Raw genomic sequence first — 13543 nt, forward strand, 5'->3', positions numbered from 1 at the left:
CCTTTCCACTGTTCAGTGAAAGTTTTTCCATTTCAACACTTTGAGGAATGATGCTCAACAATAAGCCATTCTCCATTACGACAATGAAGCGTGATACTAAAACGTGCCGCTACAGATTTTTCATTATCGCCATCCTTGAGTAAAAAGGTATATAGCCCAGAACATACGGCAGTATTATCGAAATAGCGCAGATAGTTTTCGATAATATGTACCGAACAAGCTTGATGAGTTAATAACTCCTCAAAGTAAGTTCTAATTGCTGGATTAGTTATGCGTTGTTTAGTGGTAAAAGTACCCCAAAGTGCTGCGTCATGAGCATATAACGAACAAATCTTATCAACATTTCCTGCTGACACACCTTCTTGCCACCTTATTAGCAAAGATAATATTTCTTGTTGTGGGGTGCTCTTGTTATCATCAATAGCATTATTCATTTTATTACCTTGCTAAAACACTTCATTTAGATTCTAACTATAAAGCGAAGTTTATTAATGAGATAGCAAATCTGAAAAATAATATTTTTAATCATAAGTTTTCAAGGAATCTATGAAACATAGCAAAGTTGCCATAATTACTGGCGCTGGTAGAGGAATTGGTGCCGCAACGGCTAAGTTGTTTGCTCAAAATAACTTCGCCGTATGTATTAACTATAAAAGCGACTCAGTATCAGCAAATAAAGTTGCGAAAAGCATTACTGACATTGGCGGGCATTGCATTACTGTCCAAGCTGATGTTTCTTCTGAAACAGATGTTAACCATTTATTTAAAACAGTTGATGAACAATTAGGAGCACCAACTGTATTGGTAAATAATGCCGGTATTTTGAGAACACAATCTCGATTAGAGCAAATGACAGCAGAGCGAATCAACAGCATATTAATCAATAATGTCACTAGTTACTTTTTATGTTGTAAAGAAGCCGTTAAACGCATGTCTACTCGCCACGGTGGATTTGGCGGTGTTATTGTTAATGTATCTTCTGGCGCAGCACGCTCTGGCTCGCCCAATGAGTATATTGATTATGCGGCTTCAAAAGGCGCTATTGATACTTTAACTAAAGGACTTTCCTTAGAAGTAGCAGCAGAAGGGATCCGAGTAAACTGTGTACGACCAGGATTAATTTACACAGATATGCATGCTGATGGCGGGGAGCCTGAACGCATTGAGCGGCTGAAAAGCAATATTCCAATGCAACGTGGTGGCCAGCCAGAAGAAGTCGCAGAAGCTATCTATTGGTTAGCATCCGATAAATCATCGTTTTCTACGGGCAATTTTCTGGATTTAGCTGGTGGTTTATAGTTCTATTGTTCTTTTTTATTTGACATTGCATCGGTTTAGTAAAGAAAAGCAATATGCCTTAGTCAGAGCAACATCTAAGAGAATTGTATGGCATAACTAACAAGCGAAGCTAAGGTTCGCTTGTTTATTAAAATGAGTCCAAAGCTTAACCGCAGCTTCACGAATACTCTGTTCACCCTCTGTTTTTCTATCTGTTCTTTTGGCCTCAAAGTTAATTAATGCCCCTATTTGCTGCTGATCACTATTATTTTCTTGTGTTGATATTAAATTTCAATCTCATGCCATCAAAAACTAGGCAATATTCAATAAGCGCAGAAAATTATAATTTCTTTGCTAAAATAAAAGCTTATGAATAAAAATACCTCTTCTAAAAAAATATATCTTTATGCGCTGCTCTTATTAATCATGGCGCGACCTGAAATCACGTGGGCGAAAGATTTATTGCTTTTAAGTGATGATGGACCGCCTCATATGATAGAAGCGACAAAGGGCGGTATCGATATTGATATAACTAGAGAAGTGCTGCAAAGCATGGGACATAATGTCAGAGTCGGCTTTGTTCCTCTAAAGCGCAGCATGAAACAAGTAGCTAATAAGGAAGCTGACTTGTTTTTACCCACCTTTTTTCAGCAAGATACTGAAGAGTTATTCATTTCAGCGCCAATTATTAGTTATCGCCCTACAATCTTTACATTGAAAGAAAATAATTTTGTGATTGAAGAGATATCTGATTTATCCGGTAAAATGATTATCACCTTTCAAGGGGCTACTGGATATTTTGGTGATGAATTCATGAAAGTATCTAAGAATTCGGCTTATCAAGAGTTACCTGATATGTCTATACTTCCCGAAATGTTAATCAAAAAACGGTGTGATGTAGTTATATTAGACTACTATATTTTCTATTACTTCTTACAAAAATACTTAAAACAGAACCCCAAAGTCCCCTTTGAACACAGGAATATAAAAAACACTTCATTGTTTCCTGCTGTTCAAGCCCATGTAGGGTTTAATAACTCTCAATTGAGGGATCAATTTAATGAGCAATTAGTGAAATACAAAAATAGCAATAAAGATAAAGCGGTCATCCATAAATACATAGCACCTATCTTAAATTAGCGATAAGCTGTTATCTAAAAATTTCTCTTAATCAAAGGACTTATGATGACAAGCAATGAGTTAATTACCTTTTTTGGCTGTAGCGCCATTATTAATATAATTATTCTTTTGTTCACCACATTTATGTTAACTCTATTTAAAGGGTTTATTGTAAGCACACACAGTAAACTCCTAGGAGTGCCAAAAAATGAGCTACCTGCACTGTATTTTAAATACCTTGCTCACTACAAAATAGCCATTATCATGCTTAATATCGTACCTTATATTACTTTAAAATTAATGTACTCATAAAATTGTGAACAGCAATATGTTGCGTCTGCCTAGTCTCATCATTTGTCTTTTTCCTTGCCTATTAGGGCTGACTGCTTGCACCTCAACTAAGCATGAAACCCTTCAGTTAAGTAGTGAAAGTTCGTATAAGTTAACTAAAGAGTTAGAGGATGTAGTGAATAGCTATTTCAAGATCTATCAACAGCGTTCTGATTTTAAATCATTTATGTCTTTCTATCATGAGCAAGCACAGTTTGAAGACATTGTTTATGGTAATCACTTAAAACACAAAACCGATATAAAAGCGTTTTTAAATTGGCAACGCGGGGAGTTTTCCCTATTAAATAGCGACCGACTCTTCACAATTAATCATCAAACAATCGACGAGCAAACAGTGACCACTCAAGGTTACTTTCACCAATTTAGCTATGATGGTCAGGTACTTGGTCCATGGTTATTTGTCATGGTGCATGAGTTCGATAGCCAGCATAAAATCATTAAACAAACTGACTGGATAAACTACACGCCAAGAGAAAATTATTTAGGTGGTGTAAACATGAATAAAGTGCTTATTCCCTAAGCACTTTATAAAGTTTTTTATTCATTTAAGAGAATCTGCTTTAGTTATCTAGATTAGCTAGATTCTTTAGCTCTAACAAACACCGCAGTTGTCAACGCAGGAACGATTATACTTTTAGCGTTCACAACACTTTGTTTTACCACGTCATCAGCCCCTGCGGCTTGCTCTTTATGTAATTGATAACCTGCAAAGTTTAGCCCTTGTGCTGTTGTTCCAGCAAACTTTTGGCTTTGCGCTGAGGTATTGAATATCACTAAAACACTTTGGTAATTTTGATCAACTTGCTGCCCTACTTGATCATTTAATTCCATTACAATCAAACCCGTTTGCGCATTCTCGCCCGTGTTTAAAAAGCTCACTTTTTCCAGAACTTCTTTCGCTGTGGGTAACCTAAATAATGGTGATGACATTCTTATAGCTAACATTTGAGTAAAGACATCGCTGCTAAAAGTTATATGCTTTGATGAAACTTGATCTCTGCCTTGATGGCCTGCCATGACTTCTTTAATTAACGGCCAGTTTTCTTTATCTTTAGCCTCTGGCGGTAAGCCCACATGATAAAAATTACTCTGCTTTGAAAAATCTACACGATTAAACCAGTCACCATAATCATAACTATCACGTAAGTAAGATTTTGAACGTAAAAACTCGGCGCCTAAATGTAAAAAAGGAATACCTTGTGCGTACATAGCAAACGAAATACTTTGTAGATGTAAACGTACTCTGTCGTTTGTTGAAAGTTCAAACGGTAAGCGGTATTGGCTATTATCCCATAATGTTTGGTTATCATGCTTAGACACATAATTAATGGTATCTGCAGGATCTAAGGCATAACCCGTTGGTTGATCACCATAAGGGACGTCTTTGCCCTGCACATGTTGTCCATGCTCATTGATTAAAGCAAACTCTGCTAAATTACCTGCTAAGCCAATCCGTAGTTGCGCCATTTTTAAATGATAGTCGCTAAGATCTTTTGATGAACTTTGTTGATTATTGGGCAAAGTTAGTAAACCATTACCAACCCCCTGCCCACTACGTGTATTGTTTCCTGAACCACGTACCGCATCACGAAGCCTGTCGGTAAACGTACCGATTTCAGTACCGCCAAGCTCTAGCTGACTCGCTTGGGTAAACTGACGATTATGCGCTACTTCACCAAAGTTCCAGCCTTCACCATAAAAGTAAGTATCACTGTCGACCGTTCTTACTGCTTCTCTTGCTTCAAGCATTGCTTGTTTTGGCTGATGCCCCATTAAATCAAAGCGAAAGCCATCAATTTTATAGTCTCGTGCCCAAACCACTAAAGAGTCTGTCATCAGCTTAGCCATCATAGCGCGCTCAGTTGCGGTATTATCACAACAAGTCGATTGCTCTATAGCTCCTGAAATAGAGTTAAGTCGGTGATAGTAATTGGGGACAATTTTATCGAGTACTGACTTATCTTCCAAACCCGACTCGTAAGTATGATTATAAACAACATCCATTATCACTCGAAAGCCGAGGCCATGAAGGCTTTGTACCATTTCTCTAAATTCTATAATACGTGCTTTGCCCTGTGGGTTCAGAGCATAACTCCCTTCTGGTACTGTGTAATGATAAGGATCATAGCCCCAGTTGTAGTTGTCATATTCTCTTAATTCACTAACCAGTTGTTGTGCTTGGCTGCCACTTGGCTCAAAACCTGAAAGCACCGAGTATAGCGTTTGCTCTGGTTTTACCATGACCTTGCTATTGTCCTGACATACAAAAGCGTGGGGTGCTATATCACAGACCTTAGCCATATTGTCATAAAGATCAATCGCTTTGCTTTTGTCTTCATTAACCGTACCAATATCATAGGTGGGCAATAAATGAACAGTATTTAACCCCGCTTTTTGCAGTGATTTTAAGTGTTGAATGCCGTAAGAGTCTTGTTCGCTAAACGCTTTATATTTCCCTCGAAAGCGACTATCAGACAGTTTGCTATCAATAGAGCTAAAATCGCGAATGTGCGTTTCATATAAAACATGATCTTCTACATTATTAACTTCAGGGACCTGATGAGACTTCCAGCCTGATGGCTGGGTATTTTCTGCTGCTAAATCGACAATTTGTGTATAGTGACTATTCATCGATAAGCTTAAAGAATAGGGATCTGTGGTAATGAGTTCTTCAACCTGTTTACTGATTGGATGGTATACCGTTATTTTATATTGGTAATAACTACCGTCTAATACCTTAGGAACTGTAACTTGCCAAACACCGGTACTTTCATCTTCAACAAGAGGAAGTATTTCAATGGCTGCTATGTCTTGCTCATTCGCTTCAACAGCATTTTTATCAAATAGGTGAACTTCAACCTGTTTTGCTGTGGGTGCCCATAACTTAAATTGAGTTTGTTGAGCCGTTAACGTCGCGCCAAGTGCTTGAACTTCATTGGCATCATTATCTCCTTGCGTATACAAAGCATCAATAATTGCGCCTGTTTGCACAAAAGAAACGTGTTGTACTTGTTGTGCTGTATCAAGGGCTAACACCATTAATTGCTGCTTTAGCCAAGATTTTGCTTCATTAGCTGATAAGCCAACTTGATAGGCTTTAAAGTCAGCTAAGTGGGGAAACTGTTTTTGTATTGCTTCAGGCAAAGTTGTTGCGAGCAACATAGTAGCATCGATTACAGCACCATCAGCCTTGATAAGTTGATACACCAAGTTATCTTCATTTTTCGGTAATAGTAATAACTCGGGCGTTAACCAATGAGCTGCGCTATCCGTTGCTTGACTGGCTAAAGTAGCAGCCTCAGCTAATTGCTCAAGGCGAATACTTGAAACCGATTGTTCAGGCGATAGTACTGACTGTTCACTGCCTCCACAACTCGATAAATACAAAGGCGCTAACACAGCCGCAAGGCTCAATAATGAATGAGAATACTTTTTCATAGGGATAATTTAATTGCCATTTTTATAATGACTAACTTACTTGCTCATCTAGAATAAAAGAACTTTTTTTGTCATTTTGCATACGTATTCAAGCTAATACTTACACAGCAAATGAAAAAGGCTTGCTGGTTTAAACCAGCAAGCCTTTGAAATTTAGAGCAATAACCATAACTTCGATAAGGTTATGGTTGGCATTGTTGAATAATCAATGAACCAACATTACTACCTCTGGCTGGATTTGCTTCATTAAGAGTTAATAAGAAACTATATTGCCCTTGGCTCAACGATGTTTTGTTGTTGTTAGTTCCTGCATCATCATAGGCAACAGAGTAACTAACACCTAAGACAAGATTTTCACTATTAATGTCGCTACTGTTTTCAGCTTGAGCCCATAATTGTGTAGTCCAATTACCATCATCAGAAGCAAGCTTAAATTGCATATCACCAGAAAACTCAGCTACTGCCTGATAGGTATTATTGCCTTTATAGTGCAAGCGATACTGTTCATCAGCTCCCCAGCCTGAATGATCACCTTTAACAAATAATTGGCCACTACCAGCAATATCAAAGGGAATATCATCTGTTGAATCTGCTAAAGCTGAACAATCAACCGAAGGAGAAACACTGGTAATTGCTAAACTAGGTACATCTGATGAAGCATCAAGTATAAATTGATAGCTACCAGATGTGGCAGCGTGCATCGCAATATCGCCATTAGCGTTAGTTAAACTAATAGCACTATTCGTAACATCTATATCAGTAAAGCCCAAATTTAATACCGTGGCATCTGCAGACGTTAATCTAAAGGTTTGCGCGCCAGCAGTAATATTTAATTCAATTTGGTAAATGCCATTACCTTGGTATTCAAAACTATCATCAAGGGTTAAGCCTGAATCATCCCAACTGGTCATAGTGCCACGTAAGTAAACAAGGGTATCACCATATGGCGCAACATCAGGTGCATCTCGTGTAATACCTGCAGCTAAACCAGCACCTTGTGCGCCTTGCTGCGGCTTAATAAATACTGCCGTGGTTAAAGCAGGTACAGTAAAGGTGCCATCATTCAGCCCTTGACTAAAACTCGCTGATTGCACTGTGCTGTCTGCAGAATTTTGTTGCACTGAGTGCAGCTCAAACCCTTGCGCAGTTAAAATAGTATGCGATTGTTCACTGTTACTACCATTGATAACAACAACTATGGCATCATTTTCACTATCTAAATCAGTTAAACCTGTACCATCGTCAATACTCATCACAATCAAACCCGCCGTTTGCTTGCTACCGGTATTATGAAAACCAACGCGTTCAAGCACTGCTTGCTCTGTTGTTAATTTAAATAATGGGCTAGCTGCACGTATGTTCATAAACTCTTTGAATATTGCCGAAGAAAATGCAATATCTTGACTCATGGGCTGGGTTTCAAGGTTGTTGTTTAAGGTCGACATTTGTGTCCATTTGCCTTGATTATCCTGTGCCAACGGTAAACCAACATTCCAGTTTGAAGTTTGCATAGTAAAGTCGATTCGGTTAAACCAATCACCAGCATCATAAGTATTTCTATCGAGTGACTTAGAACGTATTAAATCACCACCCAATTGTAAAAAGGTTATGCCTTGGCTCATTAACGGTAATGTACCTGCTATGTTTTGCATACGTACGCGCTCTGCAATACTTTTCTCTGCTTCAATACCATATTGCAGTTGATCCCATAAGGTTTCATTATCATGCTTTGAGACATAATTAATGATATCAGCAGGGTCTTTTGCATAAGAAGGGTGATTTGCAAAAGTACTTGCTAATTTAATATTGTCATTTCTATCTTGCAGTGAATAATTAGCTAAAGTACCAGCGAGCCCTAATCGCATAATATCTATATCAGCAAGGTTAGGTGAACTATTAAATAAAGTCGCACTTCTGATAACATCGCGTGGGCGATCATTAAAGGTACCTACTTCACTACCAGCCATATTGTTCTGCTGTGCTTGCAGGTAGCCTCTGTCGGTGCGTGTCCAACCTTCACCATAAAAATAATTATCAGCATCAATGGCTTGCACCGCTTCACGCGCAGACAAAATAGAATCCACTGAATTATTGCTCATAATATCAAAACGAAAACCATCAAATTTATAGGCCTGTGTCCACAGCTGTAATGAATCTGCCATGAGCTTGTCCATCATAAGGTGCTCTGGTGCGGTATCTTGACAACAGGTCTCATTAATCACATTACCTGTGGTTAAATCGCGGCGGTGATAGTAACCAGGCACCACTTTATCAAGCACTGAGTTATCCCATAAGCCAGAAGAGTTGGTATGGTTATAAACAACATCAAGCACTACGCGTAACCCCATTTCATGTAACGCTTGATTCATAGCACGCATTTCAATAATACGCGTAACACCGTCAGGATTTGAAGCGTAGCTACCATCAGGAGCTGAAAAGTGTTTCGGATCATACCCCCAGTTAAAGCTATCTAAACCACGCATTACATCAACTAACGCCTGAGCACTTTGTGTATTTGGCGAGTAACTTTCCATCACAGACAATAAGGTTGCGCTATTATCTTCAACACCACAAACCGGTGCAGAACTATTAAGCGCACATAAATCGGCCACTGTGCTTGTTAAATCGACGGTTTTAGTTTGGTCTTCATTAATACTGGCAATATCATTTACCGGTAAAAATTGAAAGTGAGTTAAACCTGCATCTACGAGTGATTTTAAATGCTGTACAGGTACTGAGTTTTCTTCGGTAAAAGCAAGGTATTTTCCTCGATTTTCAACAGAAGTGCTCTCATCAAAAATACTAAAATCACGAATATGACCTTCGTAAATAACCGCATCTTCTGGGTTAGCAATAGTTGGCACAATATGTTCATCCCAACCAGCAGGTTTCAAATCATCATCGGCTAAATTTACAAATTGCGAAAATTCACCATTGGTTGATAACGACACTGAATACGGGTCAGTAGCTTCAATAGTTTCAAAGCTTTGATTTTGTGGATGATAAACGTTTAGTTCATAGCGATAAAACAACCTATCATTTGAGTTACTTAATTCAAGTGACCAAAGACCTGTTGTTGAATCGAGTGTCATTGCATGAGTGGATAATAAACTTTTATCTGCATTATATATTTTAAGATTAACTTGTTTGGCTGTTGGTGCCCATAAAGCCGTTGAGATGATATCTCCACTGTAACTCAAACCTAGGGTAGCCTCATCAGCATCGCTATTACCTTGGGTGTATAACGCATCAAGAACACGTGGAGTTTGTACATAAGTTGCCGCAAGCACAGTATTGGCATTATCGTAAGCAATAGCCAGTAACTTACCCGTTAACATTTGCTTAGCTTTGCCTGCATCGACTGAAGTGGCAACAAATGCAGATAGCGCTTGATAACGCGGCATGCCAAGTTCTACAGCATTATTTTCTGCCTGCTCCAAGAATTCGATATAGTTATCACCTGCTATGCCTGTTTCGCCATCGTAGCCCAACTCATCAACATCGCTACTATAAACACGCACTTTACTGACGCTAGCATTAGTGTTTACCTGCCAGAAAACAGACTCAGGGTTTACCCAATGTGCTGCGGTATCAGCAATTAAGGCTCCGCTAGGGTATAACGTTGGTTGGCTATATAATTCGTTAATCCCTGATAATGTCCAGATCATTCGCTCGCCGGTTAAGTCAGCTTTATGATCGATACCACCAATGTCTTTATCATCCCCTTTATGAACAATAAAATTCGCACAGTCACTGCCATTGCCTTTTAAATCAATAAGCCAATAGGCGCCATAGTTTGGATCTACTCCCGATTGAGCTTGCCCTGTAGCCCAATCTGTTCCAGCATCACTGGCAAAATCTGCATAGGCGTCACATTCAGCGTTGTTCCATAAGTGCAGTACCCATTGTGAGTAGCTCGCATCTGGACGGTTATAAAAAATAACTAATTGATTATCACCTGCACTAACCACTGGTGTAGGCAAAGCATTAGGATCTGAAATATTTACAACTAAACTCTCTTCTGCACTGGCATTACTGGAATCAGTTACCGAAAATGATGCCGAGAATTCACCTACATTTGGATAAGTAATAGAAGTCGAAGTTGTTCCTTTACAATCAGCTATAGTGACATCATCTAACTCACCACCTGGCGACAACACACAGGAAAGCGCGTCGTTATCACTGTCTGAAACAGACCATGAAAAGGTGACGGAAAAGTCATTAACTGCCGATGAAAAATCACTAATCGTGGGAGCATTATTTACAGGAGGAGGATTAACAACAGGGCTATCATCTCCACCGCCCCCGCCACCACATGCAGCTATCGTTAAGCTTAAAGAAGTACAAAGGAGAACCTGTTTAACACTGGCTGTTATTTTCACAACATAATCCTATTTTTATAATCGTTATAAGGTTAGCTTCATGCTATCGGTTTGCTTAAATGCTGAACAGGGATTACATACGTATTCAATCAGTCAATTTTAATTTTCAATGCAAAAAAAAGAGTGTTTCTAAAATAGAAACACTCTTTTAATAAAGCTATAAAGAGAAAGTAAGCATGAACTTACATCCTTGTTACAGTGATTATTTTGCGGTAACTGTCATCGTTTTTGTTACGCCATCTTCAAAAGAAAATACGTAAGTACCTGCAGGTAAATCAATACCGATGTTATTGTTAGTTTGAGCAAGCTCTAAGGCAACTCCAAGTTCAACTTTAGTGCCTGCAACTTCAACACCATAGTTATAACCTAATGAACCACCCCAACCTTCGTCAGCTACTTTAAACTCACCAGGGCCAGAAATAGTCACTTCCATTGAGTAAGTACGTGAAGCCTCAGCTGTATTGCCTGAGTCAGTGCCCATGAACATTAATTGGTTTGCATCTGATGCACCCCAGTCAGTAATGCTGCCACGTAAATATAGCGGCGCTTCTGACACTTTAACAACAGGGTTGGCCGTATCAAAGTTAACTTCAAATTTGTACGTAGTCGACTTGTCAACAACAACACGCATGTTACCGCCATCATCAGTCACAGTTATTGCATCTGAATCAGTTGACATTGCTACATCGTTAAAACCTAAGTTTACAACGCCCCAAGATGCATCAGCAAACTTAAAGGCATGGTTTCCGCCAGCTTCTAAGCCATACAATACGCTATAGCTACGTTCATTGGCGTTCCACATAACTTGGTCTGCTTCTGGTGATGACCAACCATTAATAGAGCCACGTACAAACACTGGTGTTGTACCAAATGGTAATGCTGGCTTAATTTCGATAGTCGGCATATCAGGGTTAGATAAATCTAAAACAAAGTCGTACTCTGCAGCACTGTCTGGTGTAAATGATAAGGCACCGCCGTCACTTTCAAGTGCTAAAGGTGTACTTGCTGTAATAACATTATCAGTACCAATGGCACCAACAGCAAAACCTGCGGCTTCATCAGCAATAGTAAAGGTATACTCTTCAGCCATTAACGCTTTTCTTAATACGTATTGACCATTAGCGCTATATGTTAACTCAATTGTTTCACCGTCAAGGGTAATACTTGGGAACGCAGCCACAGGCACTTCATTAATGGTAAGTTCAACCGCAGTTGTATTCGAAGCATTGACTAAAAATTGATAAATCTTCTCTTCTGCCATTTCAACAGACATGTTTTGACCAACGCCTGAGCCAACAGTCATAGTAATTGTTTTACCAACACCTGACTGATCACCACCTTTAATGCTACCGAAACTTGCTGGTTCAGACCAACCTTCATCAGCAACTTTAAACTGGTGAATAGTAGAGCAGTCTTCCTCTTCAGTTACTTCGCAGTCTGTATCATATAAGTAGTTCAATCGATACTGACCATCACCTTGATAAGCAAACATTGCATCTTCTGTTGCTGACCAACCATTAAAGCCACCTTTAATATATAAGGTAGTATCATCTGGGTTAAAAATTTCAACACATTTAGAGGCTACATCAACAGCACCAACGCCCACTGCAACGGTATTGTCTGGGCACATCAACTCTTCACCTAGACAAAGCTCACCTGAATCATCAGCAGTTAAGCCCCAACCACATGCTTTTATACCTGACGATGCTTCAGCACCTAAGTAAGGGTGTTGGTTAATAAGTAACATGCCATCAAGTACGTTTACAGGGAAGTCATCATGAGCGAAAGAGTTTTTATCTAAATTGTGAAGTACTACGTTCCCCGCAGGGCCAATTGGCATAGTTAAATCACTGTCTGAAATCTTTTTACCTGTTGCTGTATCATTGAAAATGATATTGGCACAATTGCTGGCATCTTCTAATAAATGTAACTTCCAGTAGTGACCATAGTTACCATCAATACCTTTGTTGTCATTCGCATAGGTAGAGTTAGAACCCCAACTTGCAATACTGTCATCTTGGTAGGCGGTACAATCGTCATTGTTCCATGTATGTACTACCATATTTTCATAAAGTGCAGTGTTATCGCCACCATCTACGTGATCTTCATGACGATAAAACGCAATAGCTTCATTTGGACCCGCAGTTACTTCTGGATCTGGTACACCTAAAATTGGGTTTTGCTCAGGAACGATACATTCATAAGTTCCTGACTCATCGATTACTTTATAATTAGGACATGATAAAGGTGGTGTATAACAGATTTCATCACCATCCATCTCTGGCGTCGTGGCATTAACTGCTCTTTCAATGCGTTGCGATGGGCCTAAATAGTTTGCTGGTGGAATTGCAGCAAACCATGCTTCAAACCATGCATCAAACTCATCACCATAGATAACGTCTTGACCCTGATCTATTTTAAATGCGCGTGCTTCTTCTTTAGCAATAGCTTGACGCTCTTGCTCTTCTAGGGTTAACCCTAAAATGCTATATAAATCTAAATCTTGATATTTAAATTCGGCTTCCCAAGCTTCTTCATCAAAGTCATCGCCTTGTTCTGCTTCTGCTGCAGCTTTTGCCTCTGCTTTAGCCGTGGCTAAATCAGCTTGCTCTTTATCTGATAATGGGTATGAATCAGGACTTGCGATTTGCACAATCGAAGGACTCTTACACCAAAGACCTACCTCTTTGAATACGTCAGTTATTTCAGGCTGATCTTGATCACTACCACAGCCAGTAAGTGCGGTACTTACGGCAATAACAGACCCAAGCATGAGGGGCTTAAAATTATATTTCATGAGTTTATAACTCCATTAACTATATGGTTTTAGTTTATGTGCATATAAGTTTGTTTTGCATGCCCTTGATTTAATAGATACTAACTCATTAAACCTTACTTCGCTGCCTAAGTAGGGAATACAATATGTTACTCAAGATTCCGATTTATTAATTTGTGTAACACCTTAAAGCTACACA

Annotated in this window: 8 protein-coding genes; 4 read left to right on the forward strand and 4 right to left on the reverse strand. The window is 39.1% G+C overall.

From position 1 onward, the window contains the following. Window positions 1-32 precede the first annotated feature (32 nt). Complete coding sequence (locus tag EPA86_RS09595; RefSeq protein ID WP_140603229.1) at window positions 33-434, reverse strand: nuclear transport factor 2 family protein; 402 nt, start codon at window positions 432-434, stop codon at window positions 33-35. Between the two features lie 112 nt (window positions 435-546). On the opposite strand from EPA86_RS09595, the gene EPA86_RS09600 reads away from it, so the two are divergent. From EPA86_RS09600 to EPA86_RS09615, 4 genes are all read left to right on the forward strand, one after another. After that, window positions 547-1299 (forward strand): SDR family oxidoreductase, encoded by a 753-nt coding sequence (locus tag EPA86_RS09600; protein ID WP_140603230.1) that lies wholly within the window; start codon window positions 547-549, stop codon window positions 1297-1299. 348 nt (window positions 1300-1647) lie between these two features. Further along, on the forward strand, window positions 1648-2418 hold the full coding sequence (locus EPA86_RS09605; protein ID WP_140603231.1) for a substrate-binding periplasmic protein: 771 nt from the start codon (window positions 1648-1650) through the stop codon (window positions 2416-2418). Window positions 2419-2463: 45 nt separating this feature from the next. After that, window positions 2464-2709, forward strand: a complete 246-nt coding sequence (locus EPA86_RS18520; protein ID WP_425462569.1) for a DUF6868 family protein — start codon at window positions 2464-2466, stop codon at window positions 2707-2709. 154 nt (window positions 2710-2863) lie between these two features. Further along, the gene (locus tag EPA86_RS09615; protein WP_342777398.1) at window positions 2864-3268 is read left to right on the forward strand and encodes a nuclear transport factor 2 family protein; all 405 of its coding nucleotides are present in this window, start codon (window positions 2864-2866) and stop codon (window positions 3266-3268) included. Window positions 3269-3321: 53 nt separating this feature from the next. On the opposite strand, the gene pulA is transcribed toward EPA86_RS09615, so the two are convergent. The 3 genes from pulA to EPA86_RS09630 form a co-directional block, all read right to left on the reverse strand. After that, on the reverse strand, window positions 3322-6186 hold the full coding sequence (pulA, locus tag EPA86_RS09620) for a pullulanase-type alpha-1,6-glucosidase (protein ID WP_140603234.1): 2865 nt from the start codon (window positions 6184-6186) through the stop codon (window positions 3322-3324). A gap of 182 nt (window positions 6187-6368) precedes the next feature. Continuing rightward, entirely contained in the window at window positions 6369-10568 is a 4200-nt protein-coding gene (locus EPA86_RS09625; protein WP_246058336.1) for an alpha-1,6-glucosidase domain-containing protein, read from the reverse strand. 202 nt (window positions 10569-10770) lie between these two features. Further along, a complete protein-coding gene (locus EPA86_RS09630; RefSeq protein ID WP_140603235.1) occupies window positions 10771-13365 on the reverse strand; it encodes a hypothetical protein in 2595 nt (864 codons plus the stop codon). Window positions 13366-13543: the final 178 nt, after the last annotated feature.

Source organism: Litorilituus lipolyticus, from assembly GCF_006439335.1.
Classification (GTDB): Bacteria; Pseudomonadota; Gammaproteobacteria; order Enterobacterales; family Alteromonadaceae; genus Colwellia; species Colwellia lipolytica.